18 protein-coding genes, 4 tRNA genes and 1 pseudogene are annotated in these 18,901 nt (G+C 75.5%); 12 read left to right on the forward strand and 11 right to left on the reverse strand.

Annotation, left to right across the window (positions count from 1 at the left end):
- Positions 1-12 precede the first annotated feature (12 nt).
- Positions 13-1,071, forward strand: a complete 1,059-nt coding sequence (locus tag ACFY0X_RS29390; protein ID WP_387759047.1) for an alpha/beta hydrolase family protein — start codon at positions 13-15, stop codon at positions 1,069-1,071.
- A gap of 30 nt (positions 1,072-1,101) precedes the next feature.
- Here ACFY0X_RS29390 and ACFY0X_RS29395 read toward each other — a convergent pair whose 3' ends face one another.
- The 6 genes from ACFY0X_RS29395 to ACFY0X_RS29420 all read right to left on the reverse strand — a co-directional run bounded on the left by ACFY0X_RS29395 (position 1,102) and on the right by ACFY0X_RS29420 (position 3,103).
- Positions 1,102-1,341, reverse strand: coding sequence for a hypothetical protein (locus ACFY0X_RS29395; protein WP_387759048.1), 240 nt, complete (start codon positions 1,339-1,341; stop codon positions 1,102-1,104).
- Positions 1,342-1,655: 314 nt separating this feature from the next.
- Entirely contained in the window at positions 1,656-2,201 is a 546-nt protein-coding gene (locus ACFY0X_RS29400; protein ID WP_387759049.1) for a Uma2 family endonuclease, read from the reverse strand.
- Between the two features lie 125 nt (positions 2,202-2,326).
- Positions 2,327-2,400, reverse strand: a tRNA-Phe gene (locus ACFY0X_RS29405).
- 27 nt (positions 2,401-2,427) lie between these two features.
- Positions 2,428-2,501, reverse strand: a tRNA-Asp gene (locus tag ACFY0X_RS29410).
- A 63-nt stretch (positions 2,502-2,564) separates the two neighbouring features.
- Positions 2,565-2,637 (reverse strand) — tRNA-Glu (locus ACFY0X_RS29415).
- Positions 2,638-2,761: 124 nt separating this feature from the next.
- A complete protein-coding gene (locus ACFY0X_RS29420) occupies positions 2,762-3,103 on the reverse strand; it encodes a metallopeptidase family protein (protein ID WP_387759050.1) in 342 nt (113 codons plus the stop codon).
- Positions 3,104-3,173: 70 nt separating this feature from the next.
- On the opposite strand from ACFY0X_RS29420, the gene crcB (ACFY0X_RS29425) reads away from it, so the two are divergent.
- The 5 genes from crcB (ACFY0X_RS29425) to ACFY0X_RS29445 all read left to right on the forward strand — a co-directional run bounded on the left by crcB (ACFY0X_RS29425) (position 3,174) and on the right by ACFY0X_RS29445 (position 8,827).
- Complete coding sequence (gene crcB, locus ACFY0X_RS29425) at positions 3,174-3,689, forward strand: fluoride efflux transporter CrcB (protein WP_387759051.1); 516 nt, start codon at positions 3,174-3,176, stop codon at positions 3,687-3,689.
- A complete protein-coding gene (locus ACFY0X_RS29430; protein WP_387759052.1) occupies positions 3,686-4,102 on the forward strand; it encodes a DUF190 domain-containing protein in 417 nt (138 codons plus the stop codon). The genes crcB (ACFY0X_RS29425) and ACFY0X_RS29430 overlap by 4 nt, the downstream gene beginning before the upstream one ends.
- On the forward strand, positions 4,099-4,473 hold the full coding sequence (gene crcB, locus ACFY0X_RS29435; protein ID WP_387759054.1) for a fluoride efflux transporter CrcB: 375 nt from the start codon (positions 4,099-4,101) through the stop codon (positions 4,471-4,473). The genes ACFY0X_RS29430 and crcB (ACFY0X_RS29435) overlap by 4 nt, the downstream gene beginning before the upstream one ends.
- 1,087 nt (positions 4,474-5,560) lie before the next feature.
- A complete protein-coding gene (locus ACFY0X_RS29440) occupies positions 5,561-7,822 on the forward strand; it encodes a DEAD/DEAH box helicase (protein WP_387759056.1) in 2,262 nt (753 codons plus the stop codon).
- A 177-nt stretch (positions 7,823-7,999) separates the two neighbouring features.
- Entirely contained in the window at positions 8,000-8,827 is an 828-nt protein-coding gene (locus tag ACFY0X_RS29445) for a TIGR02452 family protein (protein WP_387759058.1), read from the forward strand.
- Positions 8,828-8,862: 35 nt separating this feature from the next.
- Here the strand turns inward: ACFY0X_RS29445 and ACFY0X_RS29450 are convergent, their stop codons facing one another.
- Both ACFY0X_RS29450 and ACFY0X_RS29455 read right to left on the reverse strand, forming a co-directional pair.
- On the reverse strand, positions 8,863-9,198 hold the full coding sequence (locus tag ACFY0X_RS29450) for a hypothetical protein (protein ID WP_387759059.1): 336 nt from the start codon (positions 9,196-9,198) through the stop codon (positions 8,863-8,865).
- A gap of 125 nt (positions 9,199-9,323) precedes the next feature.
- Positions 9,324-10,418, reverse strand: coding sequence for a hypothetical protein (locus ACFY0X_RS29455; RefSeq protein WP_387759061.1), 1,095 nt, complete (start codon positions 10,416-10,418; stop codon positions 9,324-9,326).
- Positions 10,419-10,516: 98 nt separating this feature from the next.
- On the opposite strand from ACFY0X_RS29455, the pseudogene ACFY0X_RS29460 reads away from it, so the two are divergent.
- A pseudogene (locus ACFY0X_RS29460) lies at positions 10,517-10,975 on the forward strand (RICIN domain-containing protein); the annotation flags it as partial.
- A 7-nt stretch (positions 10,976-10,982) separates the two neighbouring features.
- On the opposite strand, the gene ACFY0X_RS29465 reads toward ACFY0X_RS29460, so the two are convergent.
- The 3 genes from ACFY0X_RS29465 to ACFY0X_RS29475 all read right to left on the reverse strand — a co-directional run bounded on the left by ACFY0X_RS29465 (position 10,983) and on the right by ACFY0X_RS29475 (position 13,799).
- The gene (locus ACFY0X_RS29465; protein ID WP_387759063.1) at positions 10,983-11,678 is read right to left on the reverse strand and encodes a tyrosine-protein phosphatase; all 696 of its coding nucleotides are present in this window, start codon (positions 11,676-11,678) and stop codon (positions 10,983-10,985) included.
- A gap of 110 nt (positions 11,679-11,788) precedes the next feature.
- Positions 11,789-12,550, reverse strand: a complete 762-nt coding sequence (locus tag ACFY0X_RS29470; protein WP_387759064.1) for an SDR family oxidoreductase — start codon at positions 12,548-12,550, stop codon at positions 11,789-11,791.
- Positions 12,551-12,560: 10 nt separating this feature from the next.
- Entirely contained in the window at positions 12,561-13,799 is a 1,239-nt protein-coding gene (locus tag ACFY0X_RS29475; RefSeq protein ID WP_387759066.1) for a DNA glycosylase AlkZ-like family protein, read from the reverse strand.
- A gap of 125 nt (positions 13,800-13,924) precedes the next feature.
- Between ACFY0X_RS29475 and ACFY0X_RS29480 the strand changes: the two genes are divergently transcribed.
- The 5 genes from ACFY0X_RS29480 to ACFY0X_RS29500 all read left to right on the forward strand — a co-directional run bounded on the left by ACFY0X_RS29480 (position 13,925) and on the right by ACFY0X_RS29500 (position 18,834).
- The gene (locus ACFY0X_RS29480; protein ID WP_387759068.1) at positions 13,925-14,713 is read left to right on the forward strand and encodes a DNA polymerase beta superfamily protein; all 789 of its coding nucleotides are present in this window, start codon (positions 13,925-13,927) and stop codon (positions 14,711-14,713) included.
- A gap of 47 nt (positions 14,714-14,760) precedes the next feature.
- Positions 14,761-14,833 (forward strand) — tRNA-Lys (locus ACFY0X_RS29485).
- 626 nt (positions 14,834-15,459) lie between these two features.
- Positions 15,460-17,181, forward strand: a complete 1,722-nt coding sequence (locus ACFY0X_RS29490; RefSeq protein ID WP_387759070.1) for an LCP family protein — start codon at positions 15,460-15,462, stop codon at positions 17,179-17,181.
- Positions 17,182-17,327: 146 nt separating this feature from the next.
- A complete protein-coding gene (locus tag ACFY0X_RS29495) occupies positions 17,328-17,828 on the forward strand; it encodes an SRPBCC domain-containing protein (protein ID WP_387759071.1) in 501 nt (166 codons plus the stop codon).
- A 205-nt stretch (positions 17,829-18,033) separates the two neighbouring features.
- Entirely contained in the window at positions 18,034-18,834 is an 801-nt protein-coding gene (locus tag ACFY0X_RS29500) for a VOC family protein (protein ID WP_387759072.1), read from the forward strand.
- Positions 18,835-18,901: the final 67 nt, after the last annotated feature.

An 18,901-nucleotide genomic window follows, 5' to 3' on the forward strand; every position in this document is an offset into this window, starting at 1 on the left:
GGAACCCCCGCCGTGCCCGACCTCTCCTTCCTCGACACCCCCGGCCTGCTGCCCGCCTTCGTCCAGGAGAACCGCCCGCGCGCCCACGGCGCCGGCCTGGACACGTACGAGTACGACCGGGTGACCGCCCCGCTGACCTCGCCGCGCGACTGGCCGGCCGCCTGCCGGGCCGTCGGCCACCGGTACGCCGCGACGGCGGCACGGGCCGCCGCCGAGGGCCGTGCCGTCACCGCCGGTGAGGCGTACCGCAGCGCGGCCCGCTGGTACCACTTCGCCGGGTTGCTCCCGCACCCCGACCGGGCCGCCGCGGCCGAGGCCGCCGGCGAGGCCGACGAGGCGATGCGGCGGGCGCTGGCGCTGCTCGACCCGGGAGCGGAGCGGGTCGAGGGCGAGGGCTTCGCGGGCTGGCTGCGCCGCCCGGCGGCCGGCGGGGGAGCGGCCCCGGTGGTCGTGGTGGTGCCGGGGATGGACTCGGGCAAGGAGGAGTTCCACGCGGTCGCCGAGGCCCTGCTCGCCCGGGGCGTCGCGGTGCTGGCCGTCGACGGGCCCGGGCAGGGCGTGCTGGCCGCCGCCGGCGCGCCGGAGCCGGAGTACCACCGGGTGGTCGGCCGGGCCCTCGACGCGCTGGCCGGCCGGCCGGGGCTGGACCTCGCCCGGGCCGCCGTGATCGGCCTCAGCCTGGGCGGCTACTACGCGGCCGAGTCCGCCGCCCGCGAGCCGCGGCTGCGCGCCGCCGCCGTGGTCAGCGGCCCGTACCGGCTGGACTGGGACGGCCTGGTGCCGTTCGTCACCGCGACCCTGGCCCAGCGCTGCGGCGGGTACGAGGCGGCCCGCGCCTTCGCCGACCGGGTCGACCTGACCGCCCTCGCGCCGGGGATCACCGTCCCCCTGCTGGTGGTCGAGGGCGGCGAGGACCGCATCCCGGGCGTCACCCCCGCCACCGCCCTGGCCGAGCGCGCCCCGGCCGCCGAACTGCTGCTCGTGCCGCACGGCAACCACCTGCTCGGCACCGCCCTGCCGGACTGGCTCCCGGCCACCGCCGACTGGCTCACGGAGAAGCTGACCGGTTGACCGGGCTCGCCGGCCGACCGGCCGACCGGCTCACCGCCCGACTGACCGGCCGAGCGCCCGGCGGCCGAGCGAGGCGACGGCGAACAGCAGGCCGCCGGCCAGGAAGAACGGCTCGTAGCCGAAGGTCGCGAACCGGGCCATCGCGTCCAACCCGGCCGCCGAGCGGCTGCCGACGGCCAGCGCGATCCAGTCCGGCACGGACGGCGCGGCGTGCAGCACCAGCAGCGCGGTGGTGCCCCACAGCGCGAAGCCCAGCAGCCGGGCCGACACCCGCGCACCCCACCGCCGCGGCCACCGCGCACAGCGGGATCGCGAGCACGTCGATCACCAGCAACGGCGTGCTGCTCCACACCGACCGCCCCTCCGGCAGCCCCAGCCGCCCGTCCGCCAGCCAGTACACGTGCACCAGCGCGAAGGCCACCGCCCATCCCGCCGCCGCGTACCCGGCGCGCCGCGCCACCCGGTTCCAGCCCGTGTCCCGTGTCGTCCCCATGCCGCCCACGGTCCCGCGCCGGCCCGCCCCGCCGGATCGTCCCGAGGGCGGTACCCCCTCCCCCTCCGGGGGGAAACGGGGGCGGCCGGCGTCAGTACGGCAGCAGCCCGTCGGTGACCAGGTCGAAGTCGAAGGGCTCCGGGATGTGCAGCGTCTCGCCGTAGGCGACGTCCTCACGCCGGTGGTACCGGGTGGCGTCCGGCCTGCTGAAGAGGGTGACGGTCTTCTCCCGGGCGTCGATCAGGAGGTACAGCGGGATGGCCATCAGCGGATAGTCGCGCAGCTTCCCCACCCAGTCGTTCTCGGGGTTGGAGGGCGAGACCAGCTCGACCGCGATCGCCGCCAGCTCGGCGGGCACCTGGTTGTCGGTCGTGGCCAGCGCCTCGTCCGGCAGGTACGTCAGGTCGGGGTTGCGGCTCTTGCCGACGTTCGGCGAGACCAGGTCGGTGTTCTCGCTCGGCAGCAGCCCGGCCGGCGTGTGCGCGTCGAACTGGCGACGCACCACCAGCAGGTTGCGCTGGTGGATCCCGGACGGGCTCACCATCATCGTGATGGTGTCCCCGGAGAGCTCGACCTTGAAGCCGTCGGGCAGGCTCCTGCGGGCTTCCTCGAGGAGTTCGAAGTGTTCCCGGGTCATGAGCGCGAAGCCTCCTGAGCCGAACGAACCGAATCCACCAGTACCGGACACCCAGCGTAGTCGGCCGCCCGGCCGGTGGTACGACGAAGCCCCCGTAGCGAATTCGCTACGGGGGCTTCCGGTTGTGGCCAGGGCCGGGGTCGAACCGGCGACCTTCCGCTTTTCAGGCGGACGCTCGTACCAACTGAGCTACCTGGCCGTACTGCACCGTCTCTTGCGAGACGAGCGATCCCGACGGGACTTGAACCCGCGACCTCCACCTTGACAGGGTGGCGAGCTAACCAACTGCTCCACGGGACCTAGAAGTGGCGAACCACTCAGGGTCTTGCGGTCTTGCGCACTGCACTTTACTACGGTACTGCGTGCCCCCAACGGGATTCGAACCCGTGCTACCGCCTTGAAAGGGCGGCGTCCTGGGCCACTAGACGATGAGGGCTTGTGGCCTGTCCCGCTGTTTCCCAGCGTTCGGGGACGTCGAGAAGCATATGGGATGCGGGGCGGATCGCCAAAACGGGTTTCGGCCGGGTGGGGGTGGGGCGGGTCGGAGCGGGGGCCGGGGGTCAGGACCAGCCGAGCTCGTCGAGCTCGTGGTCGTCGAAGCCGAAGTGGTGGGCGACCTCGTGGATGACCGTGGTGCGGACCTCCTCGACCACCTGCTCGCGGGTGTCGCAGTGGCGCAGGGTGGGGCCGCGGTAGATCAGGATGCGGTCGGGCAGGACGCCCGCGTACCACTCGCCCCGCTCGGTGAGCGGGGTGCCCTCGTAGAGGCCGAGGAGTTCGGGGTCGCTCGGATCGGGTTCGTCCTCGACGAAGATCGCGACGTTGTCCATCATGGCCGCGAGCTGCGGGGGGATCTGGTCGAGGGCGTCGGCGACCAGCGTCTCGAACTCTTCCCGGGTCATCTCCACCGGATCATTGTCCGGTGTCGGATGACGGTGTGCCAGGTGGCGGAGGCCGGTGTTTGATGGGGCTATGACGACCTCGGAGGACGCGGTGGACGGCGCCGCGGACGGCCCCGCGGCGGGGGGTCCGGTCCGGACGCCGCCGGTCGCGGCACCGGCCCGGGGCCGGCCGCCGGTGCTGCGCGGGCAGGGGCCCGCGGTGGCGGTGGTCGCGGCGGGCGGGGCGATCGGGGCGACCGCGCGGTACGCGGCCGGGCTCGGCTGGCAGACCGGGCCGACGGCCTTCCCGTGGACGACGCTGCTGGTCAACGTGGTCGGCTGTGCGGTGATCGGGGTGTTCCTGGTGGTGCTCACCGAGGGGCGCCAGGCGCATCCGCTGGTGCGGCCGTTCTTCGGCACCGGCGTGCTGGGCGGTTTCACCACCTTCTCGACGTACGCGGTGGACGTCCGCCGTCTGCTGGAGGGCGGACGGCCCGGCCCGGCCGTGGCGTACCTCGGGCTGACGCTGCTGGGCGCGCTGCTCGCGGTGTGGGCGGCGGCCGGGCTGACCCGGCGTCTGGTCCACCGGGCCGGGGGCGCGCGGTGAGCCGGCTGGGCGGGCCGGCGCTGCGGCTGACCGTGCTGATCGGGGAGAGCGACCGGTGGCACCACCGGCCGCTGTACAGCGAGATCGTGCACCGGGCCCGGGCGGCCGGGCTGGCCGGGGCGAGCGTGTTCCGGGGGATCGAGGGGTTCGGGGCCTCGTCGCTGGTGCACACCACGCGGCTGCTGTCGCTGAGCGAGGACCTGCCGGTGGCGGTGGTGATCGTGGACCGGGAGGAGCGGGTGCGGGCGTTCCTGCCGCAGCTGGACGGGATGGTGGCGGAGGGCCTGGTGCTGCTGGACCGCTGCGAGGTCGTGACCTACGCGGGCCGGGGGCAGGGGCAGGAGCAGGGCCAGGGCCAGGGCCAGGAGCAGGAGCCGGGCCGGGAGCGGGGCCGGGGGGAGACGGCGGAGTGAACTGGCTGCTGGTGGCGGCGGGCGCGGTGGTCGGCGCGCCGCTGCGGTACCTGACCGACCGGGCGGTGCAGTCCCGGCACGACTCGGTGTTCCCGTGGGGCACGTTCACGGTGAACGTGGTCGGCTGCCTGGTCCTCGGACTGGTGACCGGTGCGGTGGCGGCGGGCGCGGCCTCCTCGGAGGTCCAACTGCTGCTGGGGACGGGGCTCTGCGGGGCGCTGACCACCTACTCGACCTTCTCGTACGAGACCCTGCGGCTGGCCGAGACCGGCGCCGGGCGGTACGCGCTGGCCAACGCGGCCGGCAGCGTGCTGGCCGGGCTGGCCGCGGTGTACGCGGGCGCGGAGCTGGCCGCGGCGCTCTGGGGCTGACCGGGCCCGGAGCCCCCCGCCGCTCCCGCCGCGCCCCCGCCCCGCCGGGCGAGCTTGGGCGCTGCCCGTGTCCCGCCGGGCCGGGCGCGCGTTGGGCACCGAAAGCGGCCGCACGCGAGTGGGCGGCCCGGGTGGGGCGGTAGAGAGGGACCTCAGTGGCTTCGGTACGGGCGGCACGGACGGTGCGGGCGGTACGGGCGGTGCGGGTGCGGCTGGCCGCGGCGCGTACGGCCCCGGGGCGGGCGGCGGCGGTCCCGCCCTCGCGCGCGGTACGGGCGGCGGCGCTGCTGACGGTGGCCGGGCTCGGGCTGACCGGGTGCATGTCGGTCGGTCCGGCGGCGGAGGAGAAGCACGGCGTGGCGCCGGTCGGGCAGGCCGGTCCGGCGGTGCGGCCGGGGGCGACCGGCGGGCCCTCTGCCTCGCCGGGCGCCGGGCACCCGGGCGGGGCCTCGGGGCGCCCGGAGCGGGCGGGGGGCCTCCAGGGCGAAGGCGGTCCGGGCGGGGCCGCCGCGCAGTCCGGCGGGGCGGCCCCGGGGGCGAACGGCGCGGTGGCCGGGCTGGTGCCGGTGCCCGGGTCGGGCGCGCCCGACGGCGGTCCGGGCGGCGGTTCGGCGGGCGGTGCGAACACGAGTCCCGTGCCGCATCCGGGCGCGGGCACGGGCGGGTCCGGTGGCACGACGGCCTCCGGGGGCGCCGGCGGGGCGGGCGGCACCGGGGAGGGCCGCTCCGGCGGCGGTTCGGCCGGGACGCCCTCGGCGACCGCGAGCAGCCGCCCGTCGAGCACCCCCGCGCCCGAGCACAGCTCGCCCGCCGCGACCGTGCCACCGGCCCCGGACCCGACCGCCGGCAGCTCCGGTTCCTCGGCCCCGACTCCCCGGGCGGCCGGGCAATAACGGATCGACCAGGGCATTTGCCTCCGATCCTCAGGTTCGTCTATGGTGGTAGATCGTTCGTTTGATCCATTTGACTGGCGCCCTAATCCCACTGGCGCCCTTGGCGCGTTCCGGCGATCCGTGGCTGACCGCATAGAGGCGGTTGTGAAACAGAACCCCGGACTTTGGCGCGTGCCACTTCCGGAAGGTTTTGCATGTCTCTCGTTGACGACGCCCGCTTCGCCATGCCCGCGAACGAGGCCGCCGCCGATGTCACCGACTCCGACGACACCAACGACACCGCCGTGGACGAGGTGATCGCCGAGGCCGTGGAGGCCCCCGAGGAGGCGGCCGCCGAGCCCACCATCACGTTCGGCGACCTGGGCCTGCACGACGACGTCGTGCGCGCCCTCGCCAAGCGCGGCGTCACCACCCCGTTCCCGATCCAGGCCGCGACCATCCCGGACGCCCTGGCCGGCAAGGACGTGCTGGGCCGTGGCCGCACCGGCTCCGGCAAGACCCTCAGCTTCGGCCTGCCGCTGCTGACCCGCCTCGCCGACGGCGAGCGCACCAAGCCCAAGCACCCGCGCGGCCTGATCCTGGTCCCGACCCGTGAGCTGGCCATGCAGGTGGCCGACGCCCTGGAGCCGTTCGGCTCGGTGCTCGGCCTGCGCCTCAAGGTGGTCTGCGGCGGCACCTCGATGTCGAACCAGATCTACGCGCTGGAGCGCGGCGTCGACATCCTGGTCGCCACCCCCGGCCGTCTGCGCGACCTGCTGAACCGCGGCTCCGCCAAGCTGGCCGACGTCCAGACCGTCGTGCTCGACGAGGCCGACCAGATGGCCGACATGGGCTTCCTGCCCGAGGTCACCGAGATCCTCGACCAGGTGCCGGCCGGCGGCCAGCGCCTGCTGTTCTCCGCCACCCTGGAGAACGAGATCGACACCCTGGTCAAGCGCTACCTGAAGAACCCGGTCACCCACGAGGTCGACCCGTCGGCCGGCGCGGTCACCACCATGACCCACCACATCCTCGTGGTGAAGCCCAAGGACAAGGCGCCGATCACCAACGCGATCGCCGCCCGCAAGGGCCGCACGATCATCTTCGTCCGCACCCAGATGGGCGCCGACCGCGTCGCCGAGCAGCTGATCGAGGCCGGCGTGAAGGCCGACGCGCTGCACGGCGGCATGACCCAGGGCGCCCGTACCCGCGTCCTCGGCGACTTCAAGGACGGCTACACCAACGTCGTCGTCGCCACCGACGTCGCCGCCCGCGGCATCCACGTCGACGGCATCGACCTGGTCCTGAACGTGGACCCGGCCGGCGACCACAAGGACTACCTGCACCGCTCCGGCCGCACCGCGCGGGCCGGCCGCTCCGGCGCCGTCGTCACCCTGGTGCTGCCGCACCAGCGCCGTGGCGTCTTCCGCCTGATGGAGGACGCGGGCGTCGACGCCTCGCGCCACATCCTGGACCACGCCTTCGACGCCGAGGTCGCCAAGATCACCGGCGCCCGTTCGCTGACCGAGGTCCAGGCGGAGAGCGCCGCCAACATCGCCGGTGCCGCCGAGCGCGAGCTCGCCGACATGACCCGCCAGCTGGAGCGCGCGCAGCGCCGCGCCGCCGAGCTGCGCGAGGAGGCCGACCGCCTGGCCGCCCGTGCGGCGCGCGAGCGGGCCGAGCTGGGCATCGAGGACGAGGAGCCGGCCGCCGAGGGCGGGTCCGACGAGTCGGCCGCGACCGAGGCCGCTCCGGCCGTCGCCGAGGCCGCCGCGCCGCAGACCGAGGAGCGCGCCCCGTCCTACCGCGAGGCCCGCAGCGAGCGTCCGGCCTTCGGCCGTGACCGTGACCGCGACCGTGGCGGCGACCGGGACGACCGCCGTTCGGGCGGCTTCAACCGCGACCGCGACGACCGCCGTTCCGGTGGCTTCGGTGGCGGCCGCGACCGCGACGACCGTCGCTCGGGCGGCTTCGACCGTGACCGCGGCGGCGACCGCGGTGGCTTCAACCGCGACCGCGACGACCGTCGTTCGGGTGGCTTCGGTGGCGGCCGCGACCGTGACGACCGCCGTTCGGGCGGCTTCGGCGGCGACCGCGGCGGCTTCAACCGCGACCGTGCCGGCTTCGGTGGCGGCCGTGACCGCGACGACCGTCGCTCGGGCGGCTTCGACCGTGACCGCGGCGGCGACCGCGGTGGCTTCAACCGCGACCGCGACGACCGCGGCGGCCGCTCCTTCGGCGACCGTCCGGCCCGCTCCTTCGGTGACCGCCCGTCCTTCGGCCGGGACCGCGACGAGCGCGGCGGCAGCAGCCGTCCGTTCTCCCGCCGCGACGACCACCGCTCCGGCGGCCGTCCGCAGTCCGACCGCGGTGGCTTCAACCGTGACCGCGGCGGCTTCGGTGGCGGCCGTGACCGCGACGACCGCGGCGGCCGCTCCTTCGGCGGCGACGACCGCAAGCCGCGCTGGAAGAACTGACGCCGCACCGGCGGTAGTCGACCGCCGGCCGCGCTGAACGTACGAAGGGCCCGCTCCGTCCCCCGGAGCGGGCCCTTCGCGTTCCCCCGAACACCTCGCCGTGCCCCCCGAGGCGTTGTTCTGGGAGTGAGAATAACCTGTGGCGCCCGTGCGCGGTAGTCCCGTAGCGTCGCCGTCATGAGCAGCAGACTGCACGACGTGGCACGGGTGAACGAGGAGATCGCCGCGCGGGGGAGCTACCGGACGGCCGGGGGCGAACTCGTGCGGGTGGGCGAGGAGTTGGCGGCGGCGAAGGCCGGCACGGTGTCGTACGCGCCGGACGGCCTGGCCGCGCTGCTGGCCGCCGGCGACCGCGGGCCGGGCCCGGCGGAGGGGCGGGTCGAGGTGACGGCCGAGGGCAGCGTCCAGGCCGCCCGCCGACTGGTCGAGGCCGGGGCCGGCCCGGTCGGGGTGCTGAACTTCGCCTCCGCGCGCAACCCCGGCGGCGGCTACCTGCGCGGCGCCCGCGCCCAGGAGGAGGACCTCTGCCGCAGCGCGCTGCTGTACAGCTGCCTGCTGGAGGCGCCGGACTACTACGAGGCGCACCGGGCCTCCGCCGACGTCCGGTACAGCCACCGGGTGATCGTCTCGCCCGCGGTGCCGGTGATCCGGGACGGGCGCGGCGAGCTGCTGGCCCAGCCGTACCCGGTCACCTTCCTGACCTCGCCCGCGCCCAACGCCGGTCAGCTGGAGCGGCGTTCGGCCGGGACGGACGTCCGGGGCGTGCTCGCCGAGCGGGCCGTCCGGGTGCTCGCGGCGGCGGCCCGGCACGAGGTGCGCACGCTGGTGCTCGGCGCCTGGGGCTGCGGGGTGTTCCGCAACGACCCGGCGCAGGTCGCCGAGGCGTTCGAGGGGGCGCTGGCCCGGTACGGGGCGGCCTTCGACGCGGTGGTCTTCGCGGTCTGGGACCGCTCGCCGGTCTCGGCCAACCGGGCCGCCTTCGAGGCCCGGTTCGGCGCGAGGTGACCGTCCGGCAGCGTTGCCGCCCCCGGAACGGCGGGCTACCTCCGGCGGGCGGAGAGCGCCGTCGCGGCCGTCGAGGCCGCCGCGACCACGGCGGTCACGGCGAAGACGGACGGCCAGGCGCCGATCCGCTTCGCCAGCGGGTGCGAGCCGCCGAAGGCCGCCACGTACAGGCCGGTCAGCGCGGCCGCGGTGCCCGTGCCCGAGCTGCGGCGCCACTGCGCGGCCGCCCCGGCGCCGGCCACCGCCAGCACCGCGCCGCCCAGTTCGCGCCGGCCGCTCCAGCGGGCGGCGCCGTAACCGCCGACCAGGCCGCTCGCCGCGGTCAGCGCGGCGGGCGCGGCGGCCGCGAGCACGTTGGGGACCTTCGCCATCGTCGACTCCACTCGTAGGCGCGTTGGGCCGTGTCGGTCTCCGACCCTAACCCGCTGAACGGGCGGAGCGCCCGGGGCCTCCCGGCGGAACGCCTCCGGGCCTTGCGCGACTGCCGCCGGTCCTCCTATCGGAACGCCTCGGCGGGCGTCTGCCCCGGCACCGTGGCGGCCAGCAGCCGTGCCGCCTCCGCCGGGTCGAGCACCCGCTCCAGCCGCAGGTCGCCCGGGACCTCCTGGATGAACCGCCCGGCCGACCAGCTCCGCTCGTACGGCAGCGGCTCCAGGACCAGGGTGCGCACGCCGTCCACCACCGGGATGTCGCTGGGCGTCCCCTCGTTCCAGATCCAGGAGCCGTCCGGCGCGACCAGGTTGAAGGCGCCGGTGGCGATCAGCCGGCGGCCGTCCAGGTAGGCCGTCCGGGCCAGCGCCACCACCTCGCGGTCCTGCGGGGTGCCGGGCAGGTGGCCGCCGCCGATCAGCACGTCGGCGAGCAGGGTGTGCAGCTGGAAGGTGTCGCTCAGGCCGCTCATCCGCAGCAGGTAGCCGGTGCCGGTGGGGCGGTCGAGCACCAGCAGCGGCTCGTCGTCCAGCATCAGCGCCAGGTGGACCAGACCCTTGAAGTCGTGCTGCTCGCCCTGGTAGCGGTCGAACAGCTCCAGGACCACCTCGGTCACGCCCGAGGCGCGGGCCTCGGTCCGGACCTCGGCGTGGGTGTACACCGCCCAGGCGGCCTGCTGCCACAGGTGCAGCGTCCACCAGGCGACCACGGCCAGGTGGGCGTGCCAGTCGTCCAGGTGCGCCGGGTCGGCGATCCGCTCGTGCGCCTCGGCCGGATCGTCCTCCTCCGCACTGGGCAGCGGCCCGCCGCCGGTGGCGACCCAGCGCCGCACCAGCAGCTGGGCTCCGGTCAGGGCCCCGCGCAGGCCGGCCAGCACCGGGCCGGAGCAGGCGACCGGGTCGGCGCCGTGCTCCACGCAGGCACCCACCACCATGGCCAGGTGGGCGCGGGGGAACGGCGGGGCGTCCGGCAGCAGCGCCGCCAGCCGGGGGCCGGCGGCCACCCGCTCGGCCGGGTCGGCCGCGCCGAACAGCCCGCCGACCAGCCCGAGGGCGGGCCCGAACCGCTCCTCGTCCCCGGCCGCGACCGCGGCCTCCAGGGCGGTCACGGCTTCGGTGAAGGTGGGCTGTTGACGGTGCGGCGGTATCTGCTCGGTGGACATTCGCCGCAGCATAGGGGGCCGGGCCGGTCCGGCGGAAACTCCTCCGCGCCCGGCCCGCCCCGGTCGGTCCGGGGCCTGTCGGTGCCCGGTGGCAGACTTCGGCCGTGACTGACTCCGCGATCACCGACGGCAGCTACCTCGTCCGCAACGTCGGGAGCGGCCTGCTGCTGCGGGTCGCCGACGCCTCCCGGCGCCTCGGCGCCCGGATCGTCCTCGGCGCGGACGACGGCGGTGACGCCCAGCTCTGGCGCCTCACCGCCGTCCACCCGGGCGGCGCGCTGTTCCACATCGAGAACGTCGGCAGCGGCAGGCGCCTGGACGTCACCGGCGCCTCGACGGAGGACGGCGCCCGGATCCAGCAGTGGTCCGCCAACGCCTTCGGCGCCCAGGAGTGGCTGCTGGAGGCCCACACCGACGCCCCGGGCACCTACACGGTCACCAGCTTCGTCAGCGGCAAGCCCCTGTCGGCGGGCGACACCCCGGAGGCCGACGTCCACCAGCGCGAGGACGCCGACGTCCCGGCCCAGTGGTGGCGCTTCGAGCGCCGGGAGGGCTGAGGCCCGGTCAGGCCGAGAGGTTGGCGTGCAGGGCGTCGAGCTCGGCGTCCGTCACGCCGTGGTGGCGGAGGTAGCCGGAGACGGTGCCGTGGCGGTCGTGGATCCAGGCCAGGGAGGAGGCGAGGAGTTCGGCGCCGACCGGGCGGGAGACGCGCTCGGCGCCGGTCTCGTCGGTGTACGGGACGGGGCCCTTGTCGAGGCCGAGCCCGATGTTGGAGAGCAGGTAGTCGGCGGTGATCTCGGCCTCCGAGGCGCCCAGCAGGGACTGGACGACGGCGATGGTGAGCCCGGTGCGGTCCTTGCCGACGGCGCAGTGGACGACGGCGGCCAGCGAGTCCGGGGCGGCGAGCCGGCGCACCACGGCGGCGAGCGAGGGGCCCGCCGTCTCCGCCATGAAGGGGTAGAGGGCGGCCTGGTCCTCGGGCCAGGGCCGCCCGGCGTCCTGGCGGTCGGCGGGCAGGGTCGGCAGGCTGAACGCCTCGTGGTCGAGGCCGTGCCGCCGGTCCGGCCAGACCTCCAGCTCGACCGCGCTGCGCAGGTCGAAGACCGTCCGCAGGCCGAGCGCCCTGAGCCGCCGGGCGCCGTCCTCGGTGAGGGCGTGGAAGGACCCGGAGCGGTACAGCACGCCCCGGCGGAGGGCGCCGATCCCGCCCGCGTCGCGGAAGTTGCGCACACCGGGGATGTCGATGAAGACGTCGGTCATGGCACCACCGTACGGGCGGGCGCGGGCGGGCGGAAGGAAACCGCAGGGGGCCGCCCGGTGGCGGGACGACGTCGGCCCGAACCAGCCGGCGCCGGTGTCCGACCGGCCGCTCAGCGCCCGCCGGAGACCTCCAGGAACGCCCCGGTGGTGTACGAGGCGGCCGGGGAGAGCAGGAAGAGGATCGCCTCGGCGACCTCCTCCGGACGCCCGCCGCGCCGCATCGGCAGACCGGGCGCGACCCGGTCGACCCGGCCGGGCTCGCCGCCGAGCGCGTGGATCCCGGTGTGGATCAGCCCCGGCCGCACCGCGTTGACCCGGACGCCCTCGGCGGCGACCTCCAGGGCGAGGCCGCGGGTCATCGAGTCGACCGCGCCCTTGGCGGCCGCGTAGTCGACGTACTCGTTCGGCGAGCCGATCCGGGAGGCGGCCGAGCCGACGTTGACGATGGCGCCGCCGCGCCCGCCGTACCGGGTGGACATCCGGCGGACGGCCTGGGCCGCGCACAGGAACGGGCCGGTGATGTTGGCGGCCCAGATCCGGCTCAGCCGGTCCTCGTCGATCTCCTCCAGCCGGCACTGCTTCTCCAGCGTGCCGGCGTTGTTCACCAGCCCGGTGAGCGGGCCGAGTTCGTCGTCCACGGTGGTGAACAGCCGCTCCACCTCGGCGCTGCGGGAGACGTCGGCGCGGACCGCCAGGGCGGTGCCGCCCTCGGCCCGGATCGCGTCCACCACGGTGGCCGCCGCGCCCTCGTCCGTACGGTAGTTGACGCAGACCCGGTGGCCGCGGCGGGCGGCCAGCAGGGCCGTGGCGGCACCGATGCCGCGGCTCGCGCCGGTGACGATCAGGACCTCGTCGGTCAGGGTGGTCGGCATGGCCCGTACGCTACCCGGCGGCCCGGCCGGGGGCACCCGCGGCGGCCTCCCGCAGGGCCGCGATCTTCGGGGCCCGGCTCCTCGGCGAGTCCAGGCCGAAGCCGCGGGCGTCGCCCAGTTCGTCCCGGACGAAGGCCTCGGTGCGGGCCGCCGCCCGCCGCAGGGCGTCGTCGGGCGGGACGAAGGGCAGCAGGACGAGCTCGGCGCGCTGGGTGTCGTACTCCCAGAGGCCGACGATCCGGCCGCGGTCGAGCACCACGTGGGTCTGCGGGTCCGCCCCGGTGCCGAAGACGCGCCCGGCCCGGCCGGCGGGCAGCGGGCGGGCCGCGTCGGCGGGGTCGAGCAGCCGGGGCAGGTCGCGGTGCAGCAGGTGGATGCCGTCGATGCCGGCCAGCAGGGTGTAGTGCGGCTCGTCCGGCACCTCGAACCCGGCGTACTCCTCGGCGAGTGCGGGCGGCACCAGCAGCTCCGAGCCGGGCCCGAGCGGCACCAGGCCGGCCTCGGCGACGGCCCGGCGGGCCGTGGCGGCGGTGAAGCCGGAGAACCAGCGGAAGTGCCGGAGGGTGGCCGGGCCGGCCCAGGAGAAGTAGCGGCGGGCGAGGTCGACGGCGTCCCCGGCGACCGGCTGGTCCCAGCCGACGTAGCCGTAACGCTGCTGGTCCAGACGGCCGTTGACGGGCACCCGGCGGATCCGGCCGCGGGACTGCAGCAGCCCGAGGGCGAGCGGCAGGGTGGTGGTGAGGCCGCGCCTGCGCCCCGGCTCGCCGAGCGGCCGGACGGCGTCGCCGACCGCCTCGCGGATCGCGGCCGGGTCCAGCGGGCGGTCCTCGGACAGCACCCGCTCGACGGCCAGGCAGAGCTGCTCCACCTCGTCCCGGCCGACCCCCAGGTGCTTCTGCGCGGCGGCCAGTTCGCCGGCCGGCGCGGCCGCCCCGGCGGCCAGGCCGAGCGCGAAGTCGGCGGCCGGCAGCACGTACGTGCAGCCGCGCGCGGACGGCAGCTCGTGCACCTCCAGCCGGCCCACCGCCGCGTCCACCGCGGCCCGGCCGAGCCCGGCCCGGGCGAACAGGCCCAGGTACGGCGCCGCGCCGCCCACCGAGCGGGCCCAGCCGGTGGCGGCCAGCACCTCGGCGGCGGAGGCGCCGGTGCGCGGGTGGTCCAGCCACTGGCGGTGCGACCACCAGGCGCGCAGCTTCACGGCCTCGGCGGCCTCCGCGGGGTCGTCGGGGTGAGGGTGCTGCTGCTCCATGGGGCCCAGTATCGGCGGCCGGGCGGCCCCGGGACCGGAATTCGCTCGTCCGGCGCGGCCCGCTCCGGCGAGGATGCCCGAACGAGGACGCGGTGTCCGCCCGTCCGTCCGAGAGGAGCCCGCCGATGTCCGCCGTCCCCGCTGTTCCCGGTCTGCCGGGCGCGCCCGGCGTGCCCGGCACGGTCCTGCTCTCGGGCATCGTCGGCTCCACCGCGTACGGCTTCGCCCACGCCGGCTCCGACGTCGACCGGCTGGGCCTGTTCGCCACCCCCACCGAGGAGTTGCACGGCCTGCGCCGCCCCGCCGAGTCCCACGTCGGCACCGCGCCCGACGTCACCCTGCACGAGGCCGCCAAGTGGTGCCGGCTGGCGCTGAGCTGCAACCCGACCGCCTCCGAGCTGGTCTGGCTGCCGGACGGGCTGTACGAGGTCCGAACCCCGCTCGGTGACGAACTGGTCGGCCTGCGCTCGGCGTTCCTCAGTGCGCCGGCCGTGCGCAACGCCTACCTCGGCTACGCCGACCAGCAGTTCCGCAAGCTGCTGACCCGGGACACCACCGACCCGGCGACCCGCCGCCGGGCCGCCAAGCACGCCCGGCACCTGGTCCGGCTGGTCGAGCAGGCCGTCCGCCTGCACGGGACCGGCCACAACCTGATCCGGCTGCCCGACCCCGAACGCATCCGCGAACTCGGCGAACGCATCGCCGACCGCCCCGCCCTCGCGGAGGGCCTGCTCGCCGACGCCGCCGAGCGCCTCGCCGGCCCCGGCGTGCTGCCCGCCGCCCCCGACCCGCGCCCCGTCGAGGCCTGGCTCCGCCGGGTCCGCGCGGCCCACTACACCCCGCCTCAAGTCCCGCTCCACCACCCCGGCACGCCCGTGCAATCCACTGGCGGAGCCCTGGGCCCCACCGGGTAGGATCGCCGTGGTCCTTCCACCCGGCACCCCGGGCGCGCGGGGGCCGCGGGCCACTAGCTCAATTGGCAGAGCTGCGGACTTTTAATCCGTAGGTTCAGGGTTCGAGCCCCTGGTGGCCCACCGCACCGAGGCCGGATCAGGCGATCTCCGATCCGGCCTCCGTCGTTCCCCGGCGCGGGTGTCCCGCCGCCGCCCGGGGTCGCGCACCGCGACCGCCACCGCCACCTTCACCTTCACCACTACGGCTACCGCCCGGTCCGAGGCGGGCCGCCGGTGCTCCGGGTGCTCAACTCCGGTGCCCGCGACGGCGTCGGGGTGCGGCGTCCGGTGGCGGAGCGGCCCGGGGCCGGCCGCGGACGGTTCCGGCGCCGCCGTCGGCCCTGGCGCCCGCGGTGCCCCACGGGTCGTGCCGGTGGCCGGATTCCGGCGTCGGCGAGGCGTCGGCGAGGCGCCGGTGAAGTGGCATGGGTCACGTCGGAATCGGGCGTTTTCGGCTGTTCTGCGGGGGTGTTGCCCGCCGGTCGGCGGGGTTGTCCGAGGGCCGAGGGTCGGTGATCGTGTCGGGCCTAAATATGATCGGAAGCCACGATCGTCGGTTAGTGGTGACGGTCGTATGTGCAACCTGGGAACGGTCCGGACCGTCTCTCTGTGTGCGGTGCGCCGGATCGTCAGGGGCGTCGCTTCCGTCGGTGAAAGGTACGCGCATGTCAGGTCGGAGGGGCGAGAGCCCGGCTCGGGGTGAAGGCGTGCCCGCGACGGAAGACCCCGCGGGCTCCGTGCCCGCCCCGCGCGCCGGCGGCCGGGCCGAGGCCCGCCGCGCCGCCCAGGGCAGGGGCGGCCGCGGCGGTGGCGGTACGACGGACGCGGCGGCGGGAACGACGGGCGGCCGGGCCGCGGCGCGCAAGAGCGCCAAGCCCAAGAAGGACGTGAAGAAGATCGTCGCCTGGTCGACGGCGGGCGTGCTGGTGGTCATCGCCGGTGTCGGCGGTGCGATCTACCTCAAGCTGAACGGCAACATCAAGTCCTTCGACGCCGATGCGATAGCCCGCAACCGCCCCCCGGAGGCGAAGGCCGACGCGGACGGCAACAAGCCGGTCAACATCCTGCTGATCGGTTCGGACAGCCGCGGCAAGAACAATGCCGACCTCGGCGGCGGCGAGGACGGCGGCGCCCGCTCGGACACCACGATCCTGCTGCACGTCTACGCCGACCACAAGCACGCCGTGGGGATCTCGATCCCGCGCAACGCCAAGGTCGAGCTGCCGTCCTGCAAGCTGCCCAACGGCAAGTGGACCAAGGGCGGCAACACCGACCTGTTCAACTCCGCCTTCTCGCTGGGGGGCAGCGACGACGGCAACCCGGCCTGCACCCAGAACACGGTGGAGAAGCTCACCGGCATCCGCGTCGACCACACCCTCGTGGTCGACTTCAACGGCTTCTCCGCGATGACCCAGGCCGTGAACGGCGTGGACATCTGCCTGCCGAAGCCGATCTACGAGGGCGACATCAACCCCAACCTGAAGAAGAAGGGCGACCTCGTCCTCCCGCAGGGCAAGCAGAAGGTGGAGGGCCAGAAGGCGCTCGACTACGTCCGGCTGCGGCACGGCATCGGCGACGGCTCGGACATCGGCCGGATGAAGCGCCAGCAGGCCTTCCTCGGCTCGCTCGCCAGCAAGATCAAGAAGGACGGGATGAACCCCACCACCCTCCTTCCGCTGGCCGACGCCGCCACCAAGTCCCTGGTCGTCGACCCCGGCCTGGACTCCGCCGACAAGCTGCTCTCCTTCGGCCTGTCGCTGAAGAACATCGACATGCACGACCTCAAGTTCGTGACGGTGCCCTGGCGTTACCGCACCCAGGACCAGGACCTCGACATCGTCCAGGCGGACGCCAAGAAGCTCTGGGACACCCTCAAGGCCGACCAGACCATCGACGGCCAGAACGCCACCGGCCAGCAGCCGGACGCCCCGGACACCACCAGCGCGGCCCCGCCGCCGCCCGCGCAGCCCACCACGCCGGCCGCCCCGGCAGCGGACACCGCCAACTCGTCGATCAGGGTGGCGGTCTACAACGGCACGACCTTCAACGGCCTGGCCGGCAAGGCGACCGAGCAGCTGAAGGCCGCCAAGTTCGTCGCCAGCACAGCGGGCCAGGCGGCGAGCACCAAGTACAAGACGACCACGATCGAGTACGGCTCCGGGCAGAAGGCGAACGCCGAGAAGGTGGCCGCGCTGTTCCCGGGCGCCAGCCTGGAGCCCAGCGGCGCTCGGGGCATCTCGGTGATCACCGGCCAGGACTTCGCGGCCGCGATGGGGATGGCGGCCACCGCCCCCGCCGCCGGCGCGCCGTCCGCTGCCACCCCGGCCGTCCCGGCGCCCCCGCAGCCGCTGCCGACCACCATCACCAACGAGGCCCGTTCCGCCGACGACGACATCTGCGCGAACACCAGCTACGGCAGCGGCGGCTGACCCCGCCCGCCGCGGGACGCGGGACCACCCGAGCACCGGGACGACCCCCGGGCCGGCACCTTCCGGGGCGCGCGGGCCCGGGGGTCGTGCCATGGTGGGCCCGTGGCCCCCGGCGGGGCCGCGCGGTCACCGAAAGGCGGACCCCCATGTCCGAGATCGCCCTCCAGCTCGACATCGCCGCCCCCCGGGACGTGGTGCTCGCCGCGCTCACCACGCACGACGGGCTGACCGCCTGGTGGACCACCGGCGTGGACCGGGACGGCGACGTGCTGCTGTTCGACTTCCCCGACGTCCCCGAGCCGTTCCGGCTGCGGGTGGAGCGGGCCGACCGGGACCGGGTGGTGTGGACCAACGCCGGCTCCTTCCCGCCGCACTGGGCCGGCACCTGGATCAGCTGGGAGCTGGCCGACCAGCCCGACCGGCCCGGCGCGCCCGCCGCCCCCGACCGGCCAGACGAGCCCGCCGAGCCCGCCGCCGAGCGCACCCGGCTGCTGTTCCGGCACGGCGGCTGGCAGCCGGGCAGCGAGGAGGGCGTCCCGGCGGTGGCCGGCACCTGGGCCGAACTGCTGGTCCGGCTCAAGGACTACGCGCAGAGCGGCAAGGTGCAGCCGTACTTCGTCACCGCGCACCGCCACGACGCCCCGTGAACACCGGGTGGGAGCTCCGTGACGATCCGGCGGCCGGTCGCCCGCCAGGGCGCCGTCCGGTGGCGGGATCGCGGCGGCGGGCCGATGGTGGCGGTGTACCGCCGTCGTCCCGGCCGGGCCGTACCCCCGCCCGGCGCGACCGCCCCGACGGCCCGACCGTCCCCACCACCACAGCCGCCCACCACCGCCTCCGGGAGGCCCCGCGATGCCCGTAGTCACCGATCCGTACAAGCCCGGCACCCCGTGCTGGGTCGACCTGATGGCGAGCGACCAGCAGGCCGCGCTCGACTTCTACCGCGACCTGTTCGGCTGGCAGGGCGAGGTCGGCCCGGCCGAGTTCGGCGGCTACGCCGTGTGCACGCTCAACGGCAAGCCGGTCGCCGGGATCATGGCGCAGATGGTGCCCGAGGGGCAGCCGGCGCCGCCCGTCGCCTGGACCACCTACCTCGCCTCGGACGACGCCGACGCGGCCCGGACGGCCATCGTCGAGGCCGGCGGCACGGTCCTGTACGACCCGATGGACGTCGGCACGATCGGCCGGATGCTGGTCGCCGCCGACCCGACCGGCGCGGTGTTCGGGGTCTGGCAGGCGATGGACTTCATCGGCGCGGGCGTGGTCAACGAGCCCGGCGCCCTGGTCTGGAACGAGCTCAACACCGCGGACACCGACGCGGCCCGCCGCTTCTACCAGCCGGCCCTCGGGCTGCGCCCGGCCACCATCCAGGGCATGGACGGCTACTTCTCGCTCAACGTCGGCGACCGCACGGTGGGCGGCATGCAGCCGATGCCCGACTACCTGTCGCCCGGCACGCCCTCGCACTGGATGACCTACTTCTCGGTGGACAGCACCGACTCCACGGTGGACGCCCTGGTCAAGGCCGGCGGCTCGGTGATCCAGCCGGCCTTCGACATGCAGTCCGGCCGGATGGCGGTGGTCCAGGACCCGCAGGGCGCGGTCTTCGCGGTCGTCGAGGCGCCCGAGGCGCAGATGCCCGACTCGCCGTGACGCCTGTGACGCCTGTGACGCCGTGACCCCGCGGAGCCGTCCCGGCCGGGCCCGACCAGGGTGCGGC

The sequence above is a fragment of the Kitasatospora sp. NPDC001547 genome, assembly GCF_042894165.1.
In the GTDB taxonomy this organism is placed as follows: Bacteria; Actinomycetota; Actinomycetes; order Streptomycetales; family Streptomycetaceae; genus Kitasatospora.